This is a genomic window from Neglectibacter timonensis (assembly GCF_900048895.1).
GTDB lineage: Bacteria > Bacillota > Clostridia > Oscillospirales > Acutalibacteraceae > Acutalibacter > Acutalibacter timonensis.
This window is the reverse complement of record NZ_LT160640.1, coordinates 891,797-915,521: the sequence shown is the minus strand read 5'-3', so window position 1 is coordinate 915,521 and position 23,725 is coordinate 891,797. Positions and strand designations below refer to the sequence as shown.

Sequence of the window (23,725 nt, the reverse complement as noted above, 5' to 3'; positions counted from 1 at the left end):
ATGCCTGTAAAATAGGCGGTTCCGTATGCCGGCTTTTTAAATGACAAAATCTTAGAAGAAGTCAATACGGAAAGAAAACTTGACAAAAGGAAAGAGACTGCCTATAATCATACTAATCCCATAGGAAAACTTAAAATTAAAGGAGGCAGCTGATGAAGGGATTGTTCCAATTGATGCTGCGTCGTAATTTTCGGAATGGACGAATGCAGAAGACTTTCGGGGTCCGAAAGTCTTCTGGAAATTGCTGCGCAATTTCATCGCGGAGGCAGGGATAGGGGAATGGGGTCCGAAAGTCTTCTGGAAATTGCTGCGCAATTTCATCGCGGAGGCAGGGATAGGAGAATGGGGTCCGAAAGTCTTCTGGAAATTGCTGCGCAATTTCATCGCGGAGACTGGGATAGGAGAATGGGGTCCGAAAGTCTTCTGGAAATTGCTGCGCAATTTCATCGCGGAGGCAGGGATAGGGGAATGGGGTCCGAAAGTCTTCTGGAAATTGCTGCGCAATTTCATCGCGGAGACTGGGATAGGAGAATGGGGTCCGAAAGTCTTCTGGAAATTGCTGCGCAATTTCATCGCGGAGACTGGGACAGTAGAATGGAATCCGAAGGTCTTCTGGAAATTGCTGGAATTGAAAGAGCACCTGCATGCCTTTAGAACGGATGCAGAAAACATAGGCTAAACAGACGGTTCTCCGTCAGTACAGAAAGGATGAAATAGAAATGTCAGATAGATCGCTTCATTTTGAAACGCTACAGCTCCACGCGGGGCAGGAGCTGCCAGATCCCGCAACCGGGGCCAGAGCGGTTCCCATCTATGCCAGTACATCCTTTGTGTTCGAAAACTGCGCCCATGCGGCGGCACGGTTCGGGCTTACGGATGCGGGAAATATTTACGGCCGGCTGACCAATCCCACGACGGAAGTGTTCGAAAAACGAATTGCAGCGCTGGAGAACGGTACGGCCGCCCTGGCCGTGGCCTCGGGCGCTGCTGCCATTGCCTATACCATAGAGGCGCTGGCCAAGGCCGGAGATCATATTGTGGCCGCTTCTACTCTTTACGGAGGAACCTTCAACTATTTTACCCATACCCTGCCGGACCGGGGAATCTCGGTGAGCTTTGTGGATCCAGCGAAGGAAACTGGGTTTGAACAAGCGGTGCAATCGAATACAAAGGCGATTTTTGTGGAAAGCATCGGCAATCCCAATGCAAACCTGATCGATCTGGAAAAAATATCCGAAATCGCCCATGCCCATGGGATTCCTCTGGTAGTGGACAGCACCTTTGCAACGCCCTATTTGCTGCGTCCTATCGAATACGGGGCAGATTTGGTGGTACACTCCGCCACCAAGTTTATAGGCGGGCACGGTACGGCTATGGGCGGCGTGGTGGTGGAATCCGGGCGTTTTGATTGGAGCAGCTCTGGAAAATTTCCTCAGCTCTCAGAACCGAACGCCAGTTATCACGGAATCAGTTTTCAAGAGGCCGCCGGCTCCGCTGCATTTACTGCCTATTTACGTGCGGTTTTGCTGCGGGATACCGGCGCGGCACTGTCGCCCTTCCATGCTTTTCTGTTTCTTCAGGGCTTGGAAACCCTTTCCCTTCGGGTAGAACGACATGTGGAAAATGCTCTGCGGGTCGTGAATTATCTGAACAGTCATCCCAAAGTAGAGCGGGTGAACCACCCTTCCCTGGAAAGCAATCCCGGCTACGAGCTTTACCGCAGATATTTTCCAAGAGGCGGCGCTTCCATTTTTACCGTAGAGATCAAAGGCGGGGCGGAGGCTGCCAAAAGGTTTATCGACGGACTTCAAATTTTCTCCCTTCTGGCCAATGTTGCGGATGTGAAATCCCTGGTCATTCATCCGGCTTCCACCACACATGGACAGATGACGGAAGAGGAACTTTTGAATTCAGGTATCCGTGGGAACACAGTCCGCCTTTCCATCGGTACGGAACACATTGAGGATTTGCTGGAGGATCTCTCCCAGGCGCTTGAGATGGTCTGACGGCGGAAAACCTTGTCCTGAAAGAATAGGAAAAAAACCGGTCTGTCAGCCTATTAGCAGGCTGACAGACCGGTTTTTTCTATGAGTAGCTATTTGTTTTTCATGTTGAAAATTACGGGCAGGGAAGCCAGCGGTGTAGGGTGGCAAGAAGACTGTTTACCTCAAGCGGCTTTGCCACGTGTTCGTTCATCCCGGCTTGACGGGCACGATAGGCGTCGTCGGCAAAGGTGTTGGCCGTAAGGGCAATGATGGGGATACGGGCGGCGTCCGGCCTTTGCAGCGCCATGCTTCGGATTTCCCTTGTTGCCTCATAGCCGTTGAGCACGGGCATTTGGATATCCATGAGAATCAGGGAGTAGGTGTCCGGCGGGTTTTCCTGGAACAGTTCCACGGCCTGTCTTCCGTCAACGGCACAGGCGACCTCCAGACCCGCCATAGAGAGCAGTTCCCAGGCGATTTCCCGATTAATTTCATTGTCCTCCACCAAAAGAATCCTTACTCCGGGCGGAAAAGCGGAGGATTCCTCATGCGGGGCTTCGCAGGGAACAAAGGAAGAGCTTTGCTCCTCCAGTTTAAGAAATATGGTTGCGGTAAAGCGGGTGCCCTGATTGAGGCCGCTCTCAGCCCGGATAGTGCCGTTCATCATCTGCACCAGGTTCTGGGTAATGGAGAGGCCAAGGCCTGTGCCCGGAACTGTGCGTATCCGTGGATCCTCCGCACGTTCAAAGGGGACAAACATTTTTTCCAAAAATTCCGGAGCGATACCGATGCCGTCGTCCTCTACGGATAACTCAAAACAGCCGACTTCCGAATGTCCGGATGGCTTTTCTTCTACAGAAAGGGAGATGTGGCCTCCGGCTCCCGTATATTTTACGGCATTTGTGAGCAGGTTGAGCAGGATTTGCTGTACCCTCGTCTCATCACCGCAGACAGAGTCATGCGTCAAACAGGTATGCATCGTAAACTGTTGATTATTTCGCTGAGTATCCGGGAGGATAATTTCCCGCACGTTCTCCAGCATGGTGCTGAGCAAAAAACCGTTTTCGCTGAGGCATGTGCTGCCCGATTCAATTTTGGACATGTCCAGGACCTGGTTGATCAGTCTCAGCAAATGGTCGCCGGATACCTGAATTTTGGTCAGGCAGTCATCCAGCTTGTCCGGGTTATCCAGATGGCGCCTGGCAATCTCCGACATTCCCAGGATGGCGTTCATGGGTGTGCGGATATCGTGGCTCATGCGGGAAAGAAACTCCGTTTTAGCCTGGTTTGCATGTCTCGCCCCCTCATAAGCGGCTTCCAGCGCCTGCTTTGACGCCTTCTCCTCTGCCTGACGCTCCAATTCTTGCCGTTTTTCTTCACTGACGTTACGCAGGGTGATAATCACAATTTTTTGTTCAGCCTTTTCCATAGAGACGGGATAGATTCCCAGGCGCATCCAGTTGGAGTTGGAAACGTCGCTTTGGCGGAATTCCACTTCTGTCTGATAGCTGGTTTTGGGAAAATCCTGCAAAAGTGTATTCCTGCTGAAGAGCTGCAATATCCTGGAACGGTCGGATTCGCCTATGTGGGGGATCAGGCGGCTGCAAAAATCGGAAGAATAGCTGCCTGTGCGGGAAAAGGAGAGGGAATCGCTGAGCTGGGGCAGACGAACAGCGTAGTAATGATCCTCGGTTAAGTTTACATAAAAAATGCCCACATATACGCCGCTGATAACCTGCAGCGCCGACTGGCTCATATGCAGGCGTTCCGTATTTTCTGAAAGGGTCTCTTTTATGGCGTGGATATTCCGGATTGTCCCCACTACACGGCTGGGGTGCCCCTCGTGCCGGATCAGCCTGCTGTTTACCTGATGCCATCGGTAGTCCCCGGGAGCGGTATCCGGCGTGATGACCCGTACTTCGAACATTTCTCCCCGGCCGTTGCAGATATTGTCGAGCACCATAGGGGCATCCTCCGGATGGATAAAGGATTTGTCCTGAAGCAGCTGGGAATAATTGGGCAGCTCGCGGCGGACTACGCCCTGGGGAGACTTGGGCTCATAGCTGATAAAGGTATCGGTATCCAACAGATATTCAAACATGACGTCAGAGCTGGATTCCATAGCAACGCGGTACATTTCCTGCTCCTGCTCCAGCTGCCGCTGCAGGCGTTCCCGAGAGGTAATATCCACCACTGTCCGCTGCATCACGGGGCATCCTTCCGGAGTAAGGCTCACAATCATGGTGGTGCCGTCCAGCCAGTGAATAGATCCGTCCGGCCACAGGGCGCGGTATTCCCGGTCCTGGCGGTCGCCCACCTTATGGAGCAGCCTGTAGGTTTGCTGAAGCATTTCCCGATCTTCTTCCAGCACGTTGCCCAAAACGCCGTTTTTCCAGTCTTTGAGACCTTCTTCCATGCTTTGATAGCCCAAGAGGGAGAGGGCTGCACGGTTGAGGGAGACCAGTTCGCAGTCATCGCTGTTGTGGTACACAAAACGAAGAATGCCGCAGGGTACCGTGTCATAGATACTGGCAAGCAGCTGAGACTGGACTTTCAGCCGCTGGGCGTCCTCCTCGGCGCGGGTAATATCCAGGTACAGGCTGTTGACCATCCAGCAGCCCTCTGAGTCCTTTGCTTTTTTTCCGCTGTCGATAATCCACTTCAGGCTGCCGTCCCTGCAGCGTACCCTATATCGGGTGGAGTAGGAGAGGCCGCCGTCCCGGAAAGCTTCTTCGCAGTCAGCCAAGGCCTGCTCCAGGTCTGGCGGATAGACAGCGCCAACGGCAGTGCCGCCTGTGACTTCCATAAATTCTTCCACCGTATAGCCGAACAGGGCGGCGGCTTCTTTGCTTACAAAGGCGTAGGAATAAGCACTGTCATCCCTGCTGATTTTCAGCCCTCCAGCGATGGAGGACATCACAACCTCCATTTGACGGTTTTGCTGGAGGGTCTGGGCCTCCAGCTCTGCCAGCCGCTCCTGAACAAACTCATAGGACTGCCTGCCGATTTTTTCCGGGAAAAGCTCCCCGCTCACCATATCCTCGTACGGATTGGAGCAGTGAATATGGGCGCAGAGCAGCCCCTGTTCTGTCTCCTGGAAGACAAAGGTCACTCTCTGATGTACCCTCAGATACATCTTTACACCGGGCGCGGTAGTAATCCACATCCGGCCGGTCACCACATAGATACCCGGGACGGGTGTGACGACATCGTACTCTTCCCCCGAAATCTCACATTTTGGGATAGAGCCTTGATAGTGCCGGAACATTTCTGCGGCCGCGTCATGCCCGACGAGATATTCCCCCTCGCCGGCGCCCAGCCATGAAACCTGCGGTGCCAAATAACGGGCAACTTCTTCGGCGCTGTCCTCACAATAATGCAAATGCATCAGATGGCTTGCGAGTGATTTTGCCTTTTCCAGGCGTTGTCCGAAGCTGTTGTCAGATTGATTATCCAAGTTTTCCCGCCCTCTCTCTCCCCCGAATATGTGAAAAATACGTCGTATTTATGATACTTGATTGTGTCTCTGCCGTCAAGGCAGGGAATGATAAATTCCCAAATGAGAAAGTGGTGGGGCAGTATCAGCTTTTTATATTGGTTTGCTGTTGAACTGCGAACGGTTTGCGATATCACCTGGCTTTATTTCCGAACAGAAATTTTTTCTCCGGCGTCGAATTCGTCCTTCAGTTTTTCAAGAGCTTTTTTTTCTATACGGGATACATAGCTTCGGGAGATGCCTAAATGTTTTGCGACCTCCCTCTGGGGGAGAGGTTTGTGTCCGCAGAGGCCATAGCGCAGAAGTATAATTTCCCGCTCCCGGGGTGTCAAAGCGTGCTGGATAAAACCATAGAGGCGTTCACTTTTCATTTTGATATCTATATTTTCGATGATAGTATCGTCAGTGGCCATAGTATCAAGTATGGTTAGGGCATTTCCGTCTTTGTCGGTGTCGATGGGCTCGTTGATAGAGACGTCCTGCGCGGTCTTTTTCCCGCTGCGGAAAAACATGAGAATTTCATTTTCAATGCATTTTGAGGCGTAGCTGGAAAGCCGGATCCCTTTGCCCGCATCAAAGCTGTCGATGGCTTTGATCAGGCCGATGGTCCCAATGGAAATCAAATCTTCCTGGTCGTTTTGATTTGCATAATACTTCTTGATGATGTGCGCTACCAACCGCAGATTGTGTTCAATAAGAGTCTGCCGGGCGCTTTGGCTTCCCTGGGCCATCTGCTGCAGGCATTCCCGTTCCTGGGCGGCGGAAAGAGCTTTTGGGAAAGTGCCTCCCCCGGTTACATGCAAAATCAGATAGACGATACTGGAGAGAAAGTTCAAGAGCTGTGATAAAAACATAATTTCAATCCCCTTATCCGTGATGATTCATATTTATGAGCTATGGAAGGGGAAAGTGCCTGTACCCTGCAATCGATAGAAGAATTCTGCAGAAATCAGTTAAGAACGAAGCAAAGGAGCAAAGAAGAAGGCTCCGGGAACTCAAGCGGAGGGGGAGTGGGGAGTGGGGAGTGGGAGGTCAGAACTGGAAATAGACAAAATCCTGAGGGTCGTAGCCGTCGCCGTAAGAGCCGAAAAGGAGCATGACGGCGATCAGGATGAAATAGACGGCGTAGCGCAGGACGAGGGTGTTGTTCAGTTTCTGAGGGAGTTTCCTGTTGTGGATAAACCAGTCGGCGGCAAGCAGGGCGAGAACGCATAAGAGCATGAGGACCAGGGTGGGGAAGGAAACGCCGAAAGCGGCCAGGCTGCCGTGAATGCCGGACAGAGGAATACGGAAGATGGCGCCGTAGATCTGCATGGCGTCAGACAGGGAATTGGCCCGGAACAATACCCAGGCAAGGCAGGTGAGACAGAAGGTGACAAGGATCCGGAACACTTTGTATCCCTTGTTCTCATCGGAAATGTGAAGCAGGGAGAGAAGCTTCTTCCTGGCCGGCTGAAACAGGTCGGAAAGGACCTGGTAGAGTCCGTTGAGAAGGCCCCATGCCACAAAGGTGAGGGCGGCGCCGTGCCAAAGGCCGCTGACGGCGAACACAATCATAATATTGAGTCGGTGCCGCCATTTGGAACAGCGGCTGCCCCCAAGGGGAAAGTAAAGGTAATCCTTAAACCAGCTGGACAGGGAAATGTGCCAGCGCCGCCAGAAGTCCTTGATGGATACGGCAAAGTAGGGACAGTTGAAGTTCTGCATCAGGTTAAAGCCCAGCATTTTTGCGGAGCCCCGTGCAATGTCGGAATAGGCGGAGAAGTCACAGTAAATCTGAAAGGCAAAGGCGGCAGTGGCAACCAGGAACTCCGCCCCAGTGTGCTCTTTGGGCGAGTTGTAAACCTGGTTGACGATGACGGCCAGGTTGTCGGCGACCACGACCTTTTTGAAAAGCCCCCACAGAGCGGGAAGAATCCCCTCTTTGATGTTGTCGAAACGGAAGGGGTGGTATTCCTTGAGCTGGTGCAGGATATTCCCGGAACGCTCAATGGGTCCGGCGACAAGCTGGGGGAAAAAGGAGACAAACAGCGCGTAATCAATAAAGCTTTTTTCAGCTTCAATATCTTTCCGGTACACGTCGATGGTATAGCCGAGCGCCTGGAAGGTATAGAAGGAGATGCCTACCGGAAGAAGCACATCCAGGAAAGGGATGTCCATCTGGAGTCCGGCGAAGGAAAGGGCCCGGGTGACCACGTTGGAAGCGAAATTGTAGTATTTAAAGAAAAACAGGATGGCAAGGTTCAGCAGGAGGCTGAGAACCAGCCAGAACCGCCGTTTGCCCCACACGGAGCGTTGCACAAACAGGCTGCAAAAATAGGTGACGGCGGTAGAAAACAGCATGAGCAGAGCGTATTTGGGATTCCAGCACATGTAGAAATAATAGCTTGCTGCAAGCAGCTGGAGATTCCGGAATCTGCCGGGAAGCAAATAATAGACGACAATATTCAGCACCAGGAAGATGAGGTAGGAAAGCGAATTGAAATTCAAACAAAACCGCCCTTTCGTGTAATCTGCGTGAACCGGCTCACGATGGGGTATCCGCCGCGCCGCTGAGCTTGACGGGGCCGCTGTCCGCCTTGTCCTTCAGGGCGGAAAAATGACGGATGCGCTCCTGCCAGAGCGCCGCGTCAGCATCTGCAGAGGGAGTGAGGCCGAATTCTTTCAGTTCGGAAGCCAAATATGCGGAGAACTTGCAGGCTCCTCTGTAATTGAAATGCAAAGTATCAAAAAAATCGGTGGAAAGATCGAGGTTCAGGGAATCGAAAGCATCGTTATAATTCCTAAACTCCACACCCAGACCTTCAAAATCAGTTCTGAGCTTCGCGGTGAGTTCGGCGCTTGGCCGGGAAGTGTTGGGAGTCAGATAGAAAATGGGAAGAATGTCCCGTTCTTTGCAAAAAGCGGCTATTTTTTCAGCGTATTTCAAATTGCGGGAATAGAGATCTTCCTGGAGTTCAAAAGGCCTGTCCTTTATGGTTTCGATGGGTTTGGCAGCATCCAGAAAGGTATATCCCGCCAAAGGGTCGGGATCGTAGCCCAGGATGCCCCTGGAAAAATCGTCCCAGGTCATTCTGTCCCAGCGGTCGTGGTAAGCATACAGGGGAAATAACAGGCCGGCCCGTTCGTCTTCACTTGCTTCGGTAAAAGTAGGGGCCAACCGGTTGATGCTCCACGGCATATAGGTGAGGTTGATTTTGACAGATTTGGAATGGCTGGAAAAGAACATGCCGGTGGCCTCGATAAATACCACTTTTGGAGACTGTGTGGAACAGGCCTGCCGCAAATACCAGTAAGTCAGTGGAATGGTCTGTTCCGGGCCGGCCATTACATAGGAGGTGAGCCCGGTATCCTCATAGATTACAGAGGGGATGATATCGCAATAAGCCAGAGAAGACCCGAAAAACATGAAATCAACCGAATGCTTCTTTTCCTTTTCATACATTCCCCAGGTAGCGCCGTAATCGAGACGTTCGGGGAGCAGCACAGAAGAAAACCCGGCACAGAAAAGAATCAGTGCCGTCAACAAACACAAAAGTGCAGTGAGTTCTTTTTTGATAGATGAAATGAGAATCCTTCCTTTCCAACCGTTTGTGCCTGCAAAATTCAGTTCATTCTATCATTATTCCCCTTTGACGTCAATGAAAGAGGCTGGAACACTATGGGTTTAATATCCAGTTAGATCCCTCTCTTCTTCTCTCTCTTCCCTCTCTTCTCCTGCGGCTCTTCGAGGGGAGCTTTTCTATAGCAAAACCAGGGGAATATTTGGATTCGCAGGCAACTATTTCACCCCAACAGTTGCCGTAATTTAAGTCTTAAAAGAGTTGGGACGGACAAAGGGTTTATGGCCGAATGTACTATTTACAAGGCTTTTCATCCATATGCTAACCTATGAAATGTTTGGCAGCCCTTTCCTCTTTTCTGATAGAAAAAAGTGTGGTAGAATGTCAAGAAAGAACAAGTCCTGAAGGGCTAAAGCGATAAGCGGACGTGAAAGTGAGGAAATCTATGGATGCTGAATTTGTAAATCTGACGGCTGAAAATCTTTCGGAGGAGCATTTATGCTGCATTATCCGCAGCAAAAAGCTCCACCCCGGAGTAGAGGCGAAACGGCAATGGCTTTCGGAGCGGCTGGGGGAAGGGCATGTGTTCCGGAAGCTGAATGCAAAGGCCACGGTTTTTATCGAGTATGCGCCTCTGGAAACAGCATGGGTTCCTGTCATCGGCGACAATTATTTATATCTGTACTGCTTGTGGGTTTCCGGCAGCGAAAAAGGGAAGGGGTACGGAAGAATGCTGATGGAGTACTGCTTATCCGATGCCAGGAATCATGGAAAATCCGGCGTTTGTATGCTGGGCGCCAAGAAACAGAAAGCCTGGCTTTCTGACCAGGCGTTTGCAAAAAAATTTGGATTTGAGACTGTGGATACTGTCGGTTCGGGATATGAATTGCTTGCGCTTTCTTTTGACGGTACAAAACCTCGGTTTGCATCCACGGCAAAAAACGAAATAATTCCCAACAAAGAACTGACGATTTACTATACGATGCAGTGTCCTTTTGTCTATCAAAATGTGGAGACGATAAAGAAATACTGCGAAGAAAACGAAGTTCCCGTCACCTTTTGTCCGGTGGACAGCCTGCAAAAGGCAAAGAAATTGCCCTGTGTATTCAATAACTGGGCTGTGTTTTATAAAGGGGAATTTCAAACGGTGAATCTGCTGCCAGATATGACCAGTCTGCAAAGGATTCTTAAAAAATGAAAGTTATTCGTCTGTTTTTGTATTTCAACCCCGAGTTGACAAGGAAAAAGAACGTGCGTAAAGCAGCAAAAAAGCTTGAGGAGATTTGAGGAGAAAATTGTGAAGATAGAAACTTTTGAAATTCAGTATCTGCAGGAAGCGAAGGATGCACTGAAAAGCGCTTTTTTTCGGAAAGAAAGTGATGAGATTTTCAACGAATGGGAGTTTGCAGAAAGAGTGTTGCGTTCGGAGGGGTATCTTCCGGGCCTCTGCTTTATTGCGCGGGAAAAGGATAAGATCATCGGCTACAATGCGCTGACAATGGCGTCGATTGGTGAAAGTAAAGGTTTGGCTTTGGGTCCGTTGGGGGTAAGGCAGGAGTATCAGAATCAAGGCGTAGGTTCCTGTCTGGTAAAAGAGAGCATTCAAAGAGCCAGAAGCGCCGGTTATCCCTGGATTGTATTGCTGGGCGGCGCATATTATTCGAGGTTTGGCTTTGAGAGCGGACAGCCTTATGGAATCACCGTATCTGATAATCCTTTTGAAAACGCCCATATTCAAATCTTGTTTTTAGACGATAAAGTGAAAAACGAGGTTTCGGGGAAATTGATTTACTGTGACGCTTTTTATGATGAAAGGGGAAACCTGCTGTAATCAGAGTTTCTGAATTGAAAGAGCCTGAGTAAAAGCCGTCCCAGAGGGAACTGATTGTCGGAAGGCGTTCCACTGGAACGCTTTTACTTCTCTGCCTGTACTAAAAAGCGGTAGGGAGATGGAGTACGGCGGAAAAACTATCCGGAGAACGGTACTTTCCCTTTGAGAACCCATCTGTACTGGAGAGAACGGAATAGGAGAAGAGAAGACATGGAAGAAGTGCTGCGGGCCTGGGGGCTGGATCAGGGAGAAATGCACAGAATTCATCCTTCCGCCTGGGAGGTGGAAGGACGCTATGTGTTGAAGGAGTACCTGAATCCGGAGGAATTGGAACAGAATGTGCGGGTATTGGAGGCGTTAAGGCGGCTGCAGATTCCTACTGCCAGGGTTGTCCGTACCATATCCGGAAAAAGTTTGGTGCAGTATGGGGAAAATTGTTATCTGCTGACCAGGAAGCTGCCGGGAAAGCCTCTCTCGGATATTTGGCAGAACAGGACGCTTGCCCGAAAAATGGGGGAAACGATTGGGATCTTGCAGTTGGCGTTCCGTCACTGTGAGGATGAGCTGAAGCTGCAGGAGAACAGCCTGTTGGACGAGACAAAGGGCTGGGTACGGGAAGAACTGGCCCGAACGGGATGGAGTTTGGTGGAAGAGCTGGAGTTTGTCCATGCGCAAACCAGCTTGGAGATGTATTATGCACAGCTTCCCTGCCAACTGATCCACCGGGATGTTCATTTTGGAAACTTTCTTTTTGATGGGGATGAATTATCGGGGTATCTTGATTTCGATCTGACACAACGCAATATCAGAATTTTTGACCCCTGCTACTTTCTGTTGGGGCTGCTGGCAAAGGAAAAAAATCCGACAGCCAGAAAGAAAGACTGGCTGGAACTTCAGGATTGCACTTTTTCCGGATACGATAATAAAATTTCTATGAATCTGGCGGAGTGCCAAACAATCCCCTATGTGATGGAGTGTATTGAGCTGCTGTTTGCCGCGTACTATTCCAGAATCAGCAATTGGGACAGCGCACGAGGCGCTGCAGAGGTATTTCGGTTCATCCGGAGCATAGAACGGGAATTGGTACGGCCGTGAAATCTGCGAAGATCGAAAAGCCTGCCCGATTTTATGATGAAAGAGCGAAAGTCTTCGGTACAACTTCATAGGAAAACAGGGTAGATGTGAAGAAGAATCTGCTTCACATCTACCCCTGGCCTTTTACTTGTTTATTTCATTGTGCAGGACTCTGTTCTGAATTACGCTGTTTCCAGGCCTGACAGTTAGAAAGGGCATTTTTCAGCCCATCAATGGAAATTGGTTTTGCTAGATGGCCGTTCATCCCTGCAACAAGCGCTTTTTTGACATCTTCCGCAAAGGCATCAGCAGTCATGGCCAGGATTGGAAGTTCTCCAATGCGGTCCATTCCGGAATTGCGGATTTCTCTGGTGGCTTCATATCCGTTGAGTACCGGCATCTGTACATCCATAAAGACAATGTCATAATAAAGCGGAGCATGGTTCCGAATGGCCTCTACAGCTTCTTGCCCGTTTTCAGCAGTATCTACCGCAACAAGAAGCAGTTCCAACATTTCTTTGGCAATTTGACGGTTGAGCTCATTATCCTCAACCAGCAGAGCACGGAGCCCGGGGAAAGTTTCCTCCGCCGCTGTGGGGCAGGAGGCGTCCGTAAATACAGGAGCGGCACATTTTTCTAACGGCAAAAGTACGGTAAAGCTCGTGCCTTTTCCGTACTCGCTTTCTACCTGAATCGTGCCTCCCATCATAGAAATCAGGTTTTTTACAATGGTCATGCCAAGCCCTGTGCCGGGGATTTTGCTGAGCCTGCTGTCATAAGCCCGGCTGAATGGTTCAAAAATGTGCTCCAGATAATCCGGCTTCATACCGATGCCGTTGTCTTCCACCACAAAGCAATAGCTTCCCATTCGCTGGTCCTGTTTTTCGAGTTCAGCTACAGAAAGGGTGATTCGACCTCCATCGTCTGTGTACTTGGAAGCATTGTCCAAAAGGTTTACCAGCACCTGCTTCAACCGCTGGTTGTCGCCCAACACTTGATCGTGCAGGCCTTGCGCGGTCGTAAGCGAGAAGGTTTGATGCTTCCGCTCCATAGAAAGGCGTACGAGTTCAGCTGTCTCCTGGACCAGGTGGTTCATGCTGAAGTTCTCATTGGCCAACTGAACGGAACCACTTTCAATTTTGCTGACGTCCAGCACTTCATTGATCAGGCCTAAAAGATGGGTCCCGGAGGCGGAAATTTTCCCCAAATAGTCTTTTAGCTTATCCTCTTCTCCGGTATGCCTCTGCGCCAGCTCTGTCATTCCCAGGATGGCGTTAAGCGGAGTACGAATGTCATGGCTCATTTTGGAGAGAAAATCGCTTTTGGCGCTGCTGGCTTTTTCCGCTTTTTCCAGTGCCTCCTCCAACAGCTGTTTGGAGCGGCGTTCCTTTTCCAACGCTTCCTTTTGAACACGGCGATCTTCATCTATATTCCTGGAGAGGGTAATTTCGATCATATCGTCAGTATACGGAGTGTCCACGTGCACGACCTGAGTAAAATTCCAGTGGCAGCTGCCGTCATCCCCCAAATGGGGGACCTCCATAGACACGATGTGATTTCCACGGGAAAAGGCGTCTATCAGAGAAGCGTGAGAGAATTTCTGCAGGAATTCTTCCCGGTAGTTAGGATGGACAGTAGAAAGCTCGCTGCGGATCAGATCCTGAAAGGTGCCTTCCACGCCCGGGTTTTTCACCGGAAATCGATTGTATTCCAGCATGTGATAAGTGTTTTGCGTCAGGTTTACCGCGATTACCATCTGGTAAGCGCTTCTGGCTGCGGTGGCCAGCTGACTGACTTCCAGATTGCGCTGCTGCTCCAGCTGATACTCTTCCTGGATATCCCGGTAGACCAGTACGCACCAATACTGCTCGTCTCCCAGCTGCTCAATTCTTGTAGCGGTAAATTCCACCATATGGTAAGCGCCGCTTTCCGTCATTCTGCGAAGACGGCGCGTGATTTTTTTCTTTCCTTCCCCGAAAAATTTCAGCATGGCTTCCCGGGAAAAGGCACGGAGAAAGCTTTGGCGGTCGTCGGGATGAACCGCTTTTTTGGCATACCTTCGATTTTCTTCTCCAAAGTCCCCCTGTTCAGGAATGCCGCTCCACAGAGGGTCCTTTTGGCAGTTTACATAATAGTCTTCCGACAGATTGACAATGATGCATTCATCAAATACAGTGACAAGGCTTTTAACATAGACTTGTTCCACTTTTCGGAGGACTTGTTTCCCGCTCATATTCAGCTGGTGCGGCCGGGCGACCACTGCAACTGCCGGCGTATTTTCTCCCCAGATAATGCGGGTAGCCGTAATATCTGCAGTAGCTTTCAGCAGAGGACTGTAACAAATAATATGGCCTGGGAGGTCTTTTTCCATCGCATTGAGAGGGCAATTGGCACATAACTCGGGCCAAACCTCGCTGCAAATCTTTCCTAACGCGGCGCTGCCATAGCTTGTATCACTGCTTAGACAGTTGAAGTAGAGGAGCCGGTGGCTTTTTTCCTCGATGACATAGATACAGGTTTCCGATAACGTATCCAACAGATTCTCCAGATCAGACATAGCCGAAACCGCCCCCTTCCGCGGAGAACAGAGCCTGTGCTCATTACCCTTTTGTTTCATCATTATACACTGTAAGATTGAAAATGGGAAGGTGTTTCGCTCCCTGTCAAACGGATAATTTCTTTGTAGACGTATCGTAGTACAGAGTGTGAGCGCCGGACATATATGGGAAATACGTGAGGAACAGGACAAGGTATCATGCTGTGTCGGGAAGGAAAAATGATAGGATAGTATGAAAAATTTTTAGAAAGCTGTCACATGGAAGAATTTCCGGTATCTAATGAAACAGATGAGACTGGATAGGGCGGGGGCAGAAAAAGGAAAAACAGACCGGTAAAGCCTGCTTCCAAGCCGGCGGCCTCAAGAAAGGAAAATATATATGGTGGAATCATTGAAACAGGAACAGGAAATTGTTGCCGCGGCAGTTTCCGGAGATCAAAAAGCATTGGAAAAACTTTTGAACAGCGTACAGGACATGGTATTTAACCTCTCCCTACGGATGCTGGGTATGCTTCCAGACGCAGAGGACGCTACCCAGGAAATCCTCATTCAGGTGATGACCCATCTCTCTTCTTTCAGGATGGAGAGCAGTTTAAATACTTGGGTATTTCGCATTGCGGTAAATCATCTGAAGCGTTACCGGAAGGGCATGTTTTCCCAACATTCCCTGAGCTTTGAGGAGTATGGAGAGGATATCATCTCCGGCCGGGAGAAGGATGCGCCGGATTTGAGCGGCGGGGTTGACCGGAAGCTGCTGGAGCGGGAACTGAAGCTTTCCTGCACCAATGTGATGCTGCAGTGCCTGGATACGGAAAGCCGTTGTGTTTATGTGCTGGGTACCATGTTCCGGTTGGACAGCCGCATTGCCGCACAAATTTTGGGATTTACCCCAGAAGCATACCGTCAGAGGCTTTCGCGGGTTCGTAGGAAGGTGGCCTCCTTTTTGGCGGAGTACTGCGGTCTAAGCGGTTCGGGTTCCTGCTCCTGCAGCAGAAGAATCAATTATGCCGTACAGACACACAGGATCGCTCCTTCCCGGCTTGTGTTTCAAAATCTCAAGGAATGCGGTTATGAAGAGATTGTCAGCTGTACCGACGCTATGGAGCAGCTGGATGAGCTCTCACAGCTTTTTGCAGACCTTCCGGCCTACCGTACGCCGGAGCATACCGTCAAATGGCTCCGTGAGCTTATGGCCTCAAAAAGCTTTTCCACCGTGCGGGACGGCGGAAAAGCGGAGTCTCGATTGGATATTGTGCAGAATCAAAATTATGAAAAAGGAGTTTGACCATTGAACCAGAATCTTATTTTACAATTTCTATACGATTTAGAGCAGAACAATTGCAGGGAATGGTTTCACGACCACAAACAACAATATCAGGCAGCAAACGGCATCTTTGAAGAACTGGTGGAAACGCTGATGCTGGAACTGAAGAAAAGCGATCCCACTGTCTTGCTTACAGAACCTGGGAAATTGACGTTTAAGCTTGTACGGGACACCCGCTTTAGCAACGATAAATCCCCCTATCTTCCGGCATTCCGGGCTCATATTTCTGCCAAGGGAAAGCTCCCCATACCCGTTGGGTATTATTTGATGCTCAGACCAGGAGGACGTTCCTTCCTAGGAGGCGGTCTGTTTGCTGATATGTTTCGGGATGCTACTGCAATGGTGAGAGCGGCTATCGCAGACCGCGGAGAGGAATGGCAGGAAATTCTTTCTGCAACCTCATTTACAGAGAGATTTATTGTGAAAGGAAACGCGCTTAAAAAGGTGCCTTACGGTTTTGATCCCAATCACCCTCAGGCCGAGTACCTGAAAAATAAGAGCTGGTATTTAGAGTATCCTATAGCGGATGAGGAACTGTCTGATCCGCAATTTGTACAGAAAGCGGTTGGGGTTTACCAAGCAATGCAGCCGTTTAACAATTTTTTGAACCAGGCGCTGGAACAATTCCAGATGCCGGCGCGTAGCTGAAAATATACTGAGCAGTAGGAAAGCGTCTCTTTTTAGGGACGCTTTCTTACTGCCAGCTTGTCGAAAAAGGTCGTTTCGCCAAGCTGGAGAATTTTGCTGAGTAGCTTTGTGTCTTAAAAACAGCCATTTATGAGCAAAATTCCTCTGAATCAACGCGGAAGAGGGACCCTGATGGTCCCCTTCCACACCTTTCCCCCTTCCGACCGGGGGTGGATTTTCGGTTTATCGACAGACTGAGACTGCAGTAAGCAAGCGTGTCAGCCGGAATTTGTCCCTCGGCGGAATGATTACCTGTACCCAACCCCTGAAAGCGGAGAAATTTAGAGGCAAATGTCAAAAATCATAGTTGATATCACAGTAATTAGATAATTTTATTAAGATTTCTTGAATCTTTTCAAGATTAGGTGTAATCTAATAAGTATTGTTACAGAGAGCTCAGTGATTGAACGAGGAGGTGTTCCTGCTTTGGAAAAAGTAATTTTAGAGCTGGTAGAATTTGATCGCCAGGCACAGAAAGCGGTGAGGGCCGCCGAGGAAAGAAGTGCGTCGGAACGGGCGCGAATCGTGCAGGAGAAGGAGGCGCTTTCTGCCCGTTACCGGGAAAGGGCAAAGCAGACAATACAGAAGTTGGAGCATCGGAAAAGACAGGAAGCCGAATTAGAGCTCCAGAAGCTCGAAGCGCGCTATGGGGATTCTATGAAACGTTTGGAGGAAAGCTTCCGCCAGCAGGAGAGGTTCTGGGTGGACGAGATTGTTAAACGTTGCAGGCAGGAATAGGGGGCGCAGGGAATGCTGACAGCTCTGTCAAGCAAAGCGATTATGACAAAGGCAAAAGCCATGTATAGCCGTCATCTGACCCCTGAGCAGTACCGGGAGATGATCAACCGGAGAAGCGTTCCGGAAATTGCGGCTTATTTGAAGGAAGAGACGGCGTACCAGGAACTTCTTTCCGCAGTACAGCCCACCTCAGTTCATCGGGGCCAGCTGGAAAGCATGCTGCGAAAGGCCCGTTACAATCAATACGCCCGCCTGATCCACTACGATTCGGCTACCGCAGGCAGTTATTATCGCCAGCTGATGGGAGAGACGGAGATCGAGCAGATTTTGGAGATGGTTCGTCTTATCAATGCCGGTCATCCTGAACTTTACGTGACACGGTATCCGGCGTTTCTCGAGCACAGCGCCAGTTTCTCCTTTGCCGCGCTTGCCAAAGCCCACAGTTTTCAGGATGTGCTGCAGGTGCTGGAGCGAACCCCTTATGCGGAAGAGCTGCGAGCCTGTCAATCTTCCAATACTGGGGAAAGGATTGATTATACCGCTTGTGAGGCGGCGCTGCTGACCGGGTATTATGAGAGGTTGGAAAAGATTATTGACCGCTATTTCCGGGGCAGGGTAAGGCAGCAGCTTCATGAGCTGCTCCAGACCCGTGTGGAGCTTTACAATATCAGGTGTATTTACCGGGTCAAAAAATTTTTTCCGGACACGAATCCGGAACGCCTTCGCGGCATGCTGCTGCCTTCTTGGAAAAGAGTGCGGGGGAGCGAATTGGACGCCTTGCTTTCTGCACAGACGGCCGGACAGTTTCTCAGCTTGCTGAACCAATCCCGATATGCAAAATATTTCGGGGAGGATGATTTTCTCTTTATTGAGTATAAGGCTGACTGCATTTCCTATCATCTGGCCAGGCGATATCTGCACTTTGCCTCAGACGCTCCAACGGCCTTTACGGCGTTTATGATTTTAAGCGAGCTGGAATTGGATAATATCACCACAATTATTGAAGGTGTGCGCTACGGCGTTTCGGCTGAGGAAATCACCTCAATGCTGGTTCTGTAGCAGATGAGAAGAATGGTTCGGCAGAGTTTTTTTCAGGAAAACAGCCAAATGTTAAACGGAAGAACGGCGGCAGGGATTTTTTTGTTCAATATAGCAGAAAGGACGCTTAGAGCGGGAGTTGGAAAGCTTTCCCCAGCGTCTCGAGAAAGGAAGTTTTCATACCATGGCGATTGCAAAAATGACGCTTGTACAGCTGACCGGCAGGATGGAATCGCTGGATGATGCGTTGTTGTGTTTGAGTGATGCGGAGAGGTTTCATCCAGAACAGCCCCTTCAGCTTGCCGGTAAGGTGAAAGGTTTTTCTCCTATTTCTCAGGAGAACCCATACAAGCCGCTGCTGGAGCAAATGAAAGAGCTTTCCAGGCTGACCGGATTCGATTTGAAGCCGGTGGAAAAACCCGCCGTATCGCTGCCTGCCTCGCCGGAGGAGGTGGAAAAGTCTATTGCGAAGCTGCGGGAAAAGTTTGAGGAGCTCGCTAAGTTCCAGAAGAAGCTTACCGGGTTTGCAGAGGAAAACCGTCAGGCGCTCGAGATGTTGGAATGGCTGAAAACGTTGGATGTCAGCATTGACGATATCTTTTCCTGCAAATATGTAAAAGTCCGGTTTGGCAGGCTGCCCGTAGACAGCTTTCGAAAACTGGATTATTATGCCGACCGGCTGTTTTTGTTTGTGTCTCTGAGCGAGGACAGGGATTATTGCTACGGCTTTTACTTCACAATGGAAGAAAACATTGCGGAGATTGACGATGTCTTTGCCTCTCTTTACTTTGAACGGATCTGGGTTCCGCAGACGATTCATGGAACGCCGGAGGAGGCGCGCAGAAGCCTGCAGCAAAGCTTGGAGCAGACTGACCGTGATCTGAAGGCAATCAATGAAAGCCTTACCCAGCTGATGCAGGAAAATGCGGATTTTATTCTGGCCGCCTATACACGCCTCACTGATCTGAACCGTTCTTTCGAATTTCGAAAGTATGTGGGAGCCTATCAGGATATGTTCCATATCACTGGATTTATTCCCAGTTCAGACGAAAAGTCCTTCGGGCAGCGGTTTGCCGGAGTGAAGGATGTGACGGTTGATTTTAAGCCCCATGACAGCGACAAACGTTTCCAAACTCCAACTTTATTGAAAAACAATCGTTTCTCCAGGCCCTTTGAAATGTTTGTGGAGATGTACGGCGTCCCTTCTTATGAAGAAATTGACCCCACCTCTTTCTTAGCAGTGAGTTACACCCTTCTGTTCGGTATCATGTTCGGTGACCTGGGCCAGGGAATTGTAATCGCTCTGCTGGGACTGTTCCTTGCCAGAAGGAAGAATAGGGCGTTCGGACAGATACTTATCCGTATCGGCGCCTCCTCCGCTGCGTTCGGCTTGCTCTATGGGTCGGTGTTTGGCCTGGAAAACTTGCTCGACCCGCTTTATCATGCACTGGGTTTTGCGGAAAAGCCGATTGAGATCATGAATCCTATCACAATGAACAACCTGCTGTTCTTTGCCATAGGCATGGGCGTTGTGCTGATTGTGTTGTCAATCTGTATGAACATTGCCCTGGGGATTAAGACCCATGACGTCGAGCGTGCGGTTTTTTCTCAAAACGGGCTGGCCGGTCTTGTGTTCTACTCGGCGGTTCTTACCGGCGTGGTCGGAATAGTTCTGGGCAAGAACTGGTTTGGAAATCCAGTGCTCCTGTCCTGCTGTGTCCTGCCGGTGCTGGTGATTTTCTTGAAGGAGCCTTTAGGGCGGCTGATTCGCGGAGATTCTTTTCTTCCGCGGGGGGAGAGTTTGGGCGGCTTCCTGGTAGAGGGGGTTTTCGAGCTTTTAGAGGTGCTTTTGAGTTTTGTGACAAACACGATGTCCTTCCTGCGGGTTGGCGGGTTTGTCATCAGCCATGCGGGCATGATGGCGGTGGTGCTGACCTTGACCGATATGATGCAGGGCTCCGGCAGTGTATTGATGCTCATCGGCGGAAATATTTTTGTCATGGCGCTTGAAGGGTTTATTGTGGGAATTCAGGTACTGCGCCTGGAATTCTATGAGATGTTCAGCCATTACTTCGAAGGGCAGGGGATTCCATTTTCTTCACTTTCTGCACAGCGGCCGTAGCTTACGGCTTTTCATGAATTAAATTCTGGAGGGAAAGAAACAATGAATATTTGGATTGCTATTTTGGTTTGCTTTTTAACGCTTCTTCTGATGTGTGCCCCGCTGCTTTCTGTGGCCCGCGGCCGTCTGACCGGGAAAGCCGCCCGGCGCAGGATTTGGATGAATCTCTGTGTGTTTGGAGCGGTTTGCCTGTGCGGAATCGCGCTTCCGATGACCGGTTTTGCTGCAGAATCCGGCGCCGTGGCCGATGCGGCGGTTTCGATTGCCGGCACCTCGGCTCAAGGGATGGGGTTCCTAGCCGCAGCTCTTTCTACAGGACTGTCCGCGTTGGGAGCAGGTATTGCCGTGGCTGCTGCGGCGCCTGCCGCGATTGGAGCCGTCAGTGAAAACAGCAAGGCTTTTGGCAAGGCGATTATTTTTGTGGTTTTGGGCGAAGGTATCGCTATATACGGCCTTCTGATCTCTATTTTGATTATCAACCGTCTGTAAGGAATATCCGTGCGAGAGAACGGAGAAACGGAAGAAAGGCGATCGTGGGTTCATGCGCCGCTTTCCATGAGAGTTGTGTTAACCCGCGTACATGGACGATGGTATGAAGTTTTTTTTAATCAGCGACAATATTGATACGCAGATGGGAATGCGTCTGGCGGGGATCGAGGGCGTTGTGGCGCATGAGGCCGAAGAAGTTGAGGCTGCCGTGCAGCTGGCGGTACAGGACCCCGATGTGGGGATTCTCCTGGTGACCGGTAAACTGATGAATCTCTGTCCGGCGCTTTTCAATGAACGGAAAAGAAATTATAAACGGCCTTTGATCGTTGAAATTCCGGACCGCCATGGTGGGGATGTGGGCTCCTCTTTAGAGCGTTACATCGGGGAAGCATTAGGGATCAGGCTGTAGGGGGGATTGGAGTGCAGGAAGATCAGCGGGATGTCAGAGAAAAATGCGAGCGATTCCGCCAAAGTATTATGCAGAGGGCCAACGCTCAGATTGCCGAAATCGATCGGAAACTGAAGGAATACCGCGTTTCTGAACTCGGAAAATATGAAGACGACGCCCGCGGGGATTCGGCCCATCTTCTGGAAGAAGAGAGCCGCCGGATAGAGACTGCGGCGGCGCACGCTGTTTCAGAGCGCCGTGCGGAACTTCGCCGCCAGCTTTATGAACGCCGAATCCAGCTGACCGACGAGGTCTTTCAAAAAGCAGAGGAGAGCCTGAGCGAATTCGTTTCGGGACAGGAATATTCGGAATTTTTGCGTCAAAAAGCGGAAAAAGCCGGAAAGCTGCGGAAGGATGGGGAACCCGTTTTGCTGCAGGTCAGGCCTGCCGATCTGCACCAAAGTGGGGAACTGCTGCTCGCCTGCGGAATGCCGGCCAGAGTCGAAGAAGACGAGACCATCAGGTTGGGCGGCCTGCGGTTTGTGCTGGAATTGACCGGCTGGAAAGCCGATGAAACTCTGGATGCAGCTTTGGAGGCACAGCGGCAGTGGTTCTATGAAAATGCAGGACTCTTTCTTTCGCAGGAACAGCGAGGTGAACAGATTTGATAGGCAATGTGGTGTTTTCTGTCAACGGGCCCGTGGTGACGGTGCAGAATGCATCTGATTTTAAGATGCTGGAAATGGTCTATGTGGGGGAGCGGCGCCTGATCGGTGAGGTGATCGGCATCACCCGGGAAAAGACCACAATTCAGGTGTATGAATCTACGACGGGGCTTGCTCCCGGCGCGCCGGTACTGGGTACTGGAGCGCCTCTTTCCGCCACGCTGGGTCCCGGGATCCTGTCCAATATTTACGATGGAATTGAGCGTCCTTTGCCGGAGCTGATGCAGATGTCCGGCGCAATGATCGACGTGGGGGCCAACCTTCCTTCCCTGGATGAAGAGAAGCAGTGGCAGGTCACGCTTTGCGTCAGGGAAGGGGAGACGCTTGAGGAAGGGCAGATCTATGCGGTATGCCCGGAAACGCCTCTGATCGAACACCGCTGTATGGTCCCGCCCGGCCTGAGGGGAAAGGTGGTGTCCGCGGCAGGGAATGGCCTTTACCGGGTCAAAGATACCGTGGTGCTTCTGGAAGATGAAGCGGGAAAGCGGCACGAGCTGACGCTTTGTCAAAAATGGCCCATCCGAACGCCGCGTCCAATTGGGAAACGTCTGCCCATCACCATGCCTCTCATTACCGGGCAGAGGGTGATAGATACGCTGTTTCCTATTGCCAAGGGCGGCACTGCGGCAATTCCGGGAGGCTTCGGCACTGGGAAGACGATGACTCAGCACCAGCTTGCAAAGTGGTGCGACGCAGATATTATCGTCTATGTGGGCTGCGGAGAACGGGGCAATGAGATGACGCAGGTGTTGGAGGAATTCAGCGAGCTGGTAGATCCTAAGTCCGGACAGCCTCTGACAGCCCGCACGGTACTCATCGCCAATACCTCCAACATGCCGGTTGCGGCGCGAGAAGCATCCATTTATACGGGAATCACACTGGCGGAATATTACCGGGATATGGGCTACCATGTGGCGATTATGGCAGACTCCACCTCGCGGTGGGCCGAGGCGCTCCGTGAAATTTCCGGCCGGTTGGAAGAGATGCCGGCAGAGGAAGGCTTCCCAGCCTATCTGCCCAGCCGGATTTCACAATTTTACGAACGGGCCGGGATGATCCGGACGCTGGGTGGAAAGGATGCATCCATTTCCATTATCGGGGCTGTTTCTCCGCAGGGGGCTGATTTTTCCGAGCCGGTTACCCAAAATACAAAGCGGTTCGTACGCTGTTTCTGGGCGTTGGATAAATCGCTGGCCTATACCCGGCATTATCCTGCCATCAATTGGAACGACAGCTACAGCGAATATGCCGACGACCTTGCGGACTGGTACGCCGGACATGCAGGACGTTCCTTTCTGGCACGAAGGCAGGAGCTGATGGGGCTTCTCCACGAGGAGAACAAGCTGATGGAGATTGTCAAACTGATCGGTTCGGATGTTTTGCCCGACGATCAGAAGTTGATTATTGAGACGGCAAAGCTGGTGCGCACCGGTTTCTTACAGCAAAATGCCTATCACCCGGCGGATACCTTTGTGCCGCTGCCAAAACAGCTGCGCATGATGGAAGTGATTTTGCATCTGTATCACGGCGCCCGTGACGCCATCACGGGACGTGGGGTGCAGAAGCACGCCGTGGCGCTTTCCGAAATTCTGGAAACCGGTATTTTCAGCCGCCTTACGAAGATGAAATATGAGATTCCCAATGACCGGCTCGAGCTGTTTGATGAATATGATGCCGAGGTCGATCAGGTTTTGCAAGCGCTTTGACA

General features: G+C 50.7%; 19 protein-coding genes. 14 read left to right on the top strand and 5 right to left on the bottom strand.

What is annotated here, in order from left to right:
* The first annotated feature begins 241 nt into the window (after positions 1 to 241).
* Both BN3911_RS13190 and BN3911_RS13185 read left to right on the top strand, forming a co-directional pair.
* Positions 242 to 679 carry a hypothetical protein gene (locus BN3911_RS13190; RefSeq protein ID WP_066866404.1) on the top strand — a complete coding sequence of 146 codons (438 nt, stop codon included), beginning with the start codon at positions 242 to 244 and terminating at the stop codon, positions 677 to 679.
* Between the two features lie 40 nt (positions 680 to 719).
* On the top strand, positions 720 to 2,006 hold the full coding sequence (locus BN3911_RS13185) for an O-acetylhomoserine aminocarboxypropyltransferase/cysteine synthase family protein (RefSeq protein ID WP_066866402.1): 1,287 nt from the start codon (positions 720 to 722) through the stop codon (positions 2,004 to 2,006).
* 112 nt (positions 2,007 to 2,118) lie between these two features.
* On the opposite strand, the gene BN3911_RS13180 is transcribed toward BN3911_RS13185, so the two are convergent.
* From BN3911_RS13180 to BN3911_RS13165, 4 genes are all read right to left on the bottom strand, one after another.
* Positions 2,119 to 5,442 (bottom strand): hybrid sensor histidine kinase/response regulator, encoded by a 3,324-nt coding sequence (locus tag BN3911_RS13180; RefSeq protein ID WP_066866400.1) that lies wholly within the window; start codon positions 5,440 to 5,442, stop codon positions 2,119 to 2,121.
* Between the two features lie 182 nt (positions 5,443 to 5,624).
* Complete coding sequence (gene sigK, locus BN3911_RS13175; protein ID WP_066866399.1) at positions 5,625 to 6,335, bottom strand: RNA polymerase sporulation sigma factor SigK; 711 nt, start codon at positions 6,333 to 6,335, stop codon at positions 5,625 to 5,627.
* Positions 6,336 to 6,513: 178 nt separating this feature from the next.
* Positions 6,514 to 7,971 (bottom strand): MBOAT family O-acyltransferase, encoded by a 1,458-nt coding sequence (locus BN3911_RS13170; RefSeq protein WP_066866397.1) that lies wholly within the window; start codon positions 7,969 to 7,971, stop codon positions 6,514 to 6,516.
* A 37-nt stretch (positions 7,972 to 8,008) separates the two neighbouring features.
* Positions 8,009 to 9,016, bottom strand: a complete 1,008-nt coding sequence (locus BN3911_RS13165) for a hypothetical protein (protein WP_066865016.1) — start codon at positions 9,014 to 9,016, stop codon at positions 8,009 to 8,011.
* A 473-nt stretch (positions 9,017 to 9,489) separates the two neighbouring features.
* On the opposite strand from BN3911_RS13165, the gene BN3911_RS13160 reads away from it, so the two are divergent.
* The 3 genes from BN3911_RS13160 (at position 9,490) to BN3911_RS13150 (ending at position 11,970) form a co-directional block, all read left to right on the top strand.
* A complete protein-coding gene (locus tag BN3911_RS13160; protein WP_066866395.1) occupies positions 9,490 to 10,242 on the top strand; it encodes a GNAT family N-acetyltransferase in 753 nt (250 codons plus the stop codon).
* A 99-nt stretch (positions 10,243 to 10,341) separates the two neighbouring features.
* Positions 10,342 to 10,875 (top strand): GNAT family N-acetyltransferase, encoded by a 534-nt coding sequence (locus BN3911_RS13155; protein WP_187127753.1) that lies wholly within the window; start codon positions 10,342 to 10,344, stop codon positions 10,873 to 10,875.
* Positions 10,876 to 11,085: 210 nt separating this feature from the next.
* Complete coding sequence (locus tag BN3911_RS13150) at positions 11,086 to 11,970, top strand: phosphotransferase enzyme family protein (protein ID WP_066866391.1); 885 nt, start codon at positions 11,086 to 11,088, stop codon at positions 11,968 to 11,970.
* 136 nt (positions 11,971 to 12,106) lie between these two features.
* On the opposite strand, the gene BN3911_RS13145 is transcribed toward BN3911_RS13150, so the two are convergent.
* On the bottom strand, positions 12,107 to 14,506 hold the full coding sequence (locus BN3911_RS13145; RefSeq protein ID WP_066866389.1) for a hybrid sensor histidine kinase/response regulator: 2,400 nt from the start codon (positions 14,504 to 14,506) through the stop codon (positions 12,107 to 12,109).
* Between the two features lie 379 nt (positions 14,507 to 14,885).
* Between BN3911_RS13145 and BN3911_RS13140 the strand changes: the two genes are divergently transcribed.
* From BN3911_RS13140 to BN3911_RS13100, 9 genes are all read left to right on the top strand, one after another.
* A complete protein-coding gene (locus tag BN3911_RS13140; RefSeq protein ID WP_066866387.1) occupies positions 14,886 to 15,791 on the top strand; it encodes an RNA polymerase sigma factor in 906 nt (301 codons plus the stop codon).
* A 3-nt stretch (positions 15,792 to 15,794) separates the two neighbouring features.
* A complete protein-coding gene (locus BN3911_RS13135) occupies positions 15,795 to 16,478 on the top strand; it encodes a DUF2461 domain-containing protein (RefSeq protein WP_066866385.1) in 684 nt (227 codons plus the stop codon).
* 465 nt (positions 16,479 to 16,943) lie between these two features.
* Positions 16,944 to 17,255 carry a hypothetical protein gene (locus tag BN3911_RS13130; RefSeq protein WP_066866383.1) on the top strand — a complete coding sequence of 104 codons (312 nt, stop codon included), beginning with the start codon at positions 16,944 to 16,946 and terminating at the stop codon, positions 17,253 to 17,255.
* A gap of 12 nt (positions 17,256 to 17,267) precedes the next feature.
* Positions 17,268 to 18,314 (top strand): V-type ATPase subunit, encoded by a 1,047-nt coding sequence (locus tag BN3911_RS13125; protein ID WP_066866381.1) that lies wholly within the window; start codon positions 17,268 to 17,270, stop codon positions 18,312 to 18,314.
* A gap of 163 nt (positions 18,315 to 18,477) precedes the next feature.
* Positions 18,478 to 20,415, top strand: coding sequence for a V-type ATP synthase subunit I (locus tag BN3911_RS13120; protein WP_066867905.1), 1,938 nt, complete (start codon positions 18,478 to 18,480; stop codon positions 20,413 to 20,415).
* Between the two features lie 42 nt (positions 20,416 to 20,457).
* Positions 20,458 to 20,904 (top strand): ATP synthase subunit C, encoded by a 447-nt coding sequence (locus tag BN3911_RS13115; RefSeq protein WP_066866380.1) that lies wholly within the window; start codon positions 20,458 to 20,460, stop codon positions 20,902 to 20,904.
* Between the two features lie 103 nt (positions 20,905 to 21,007).
* A complete protein-coding gene (locus tag BN3911_RS13110) occupies positions 21,008 to 21,313 on the top strand; it encodes a V-type ATP synthase subunit F (protein ID WP_066867902.1) in 306 nt (101 codons plus the stop codon).
* A gap of 11 nt (positions 21,314 to 21,324) precedes the next feature.
* On the top strand, positions 21,325 to 21,960 hold the full coding sequence (locus BN3911_RS13105) for a V-type ATP synthase subunit E (protein ID WP_066866378.1): 636 nt from the start codon (positions 21,325 to 21,327) through the stop codon (positions 21,958 to 21,960).
* Positions 21,957 to 23,723 carry a V-type ATP synthase subunit A gene (locus BN3911_RS13100; protein WP_147578607.1) on the top strand — a complete coding sequence of 589 codons (1,767 nt, stop codon included), beginning with the start codon at positions 21,957 to 21,959 and terminating at the stop codon, positions 23,721 to 23,723. Before BN3911_RS13105 ends, BN3911_RS13100 begins: the two co-directional genes overlap by 4 nt.
* Positions 23,724 to 23,725 lie beyond the last annotated feature (2 nt).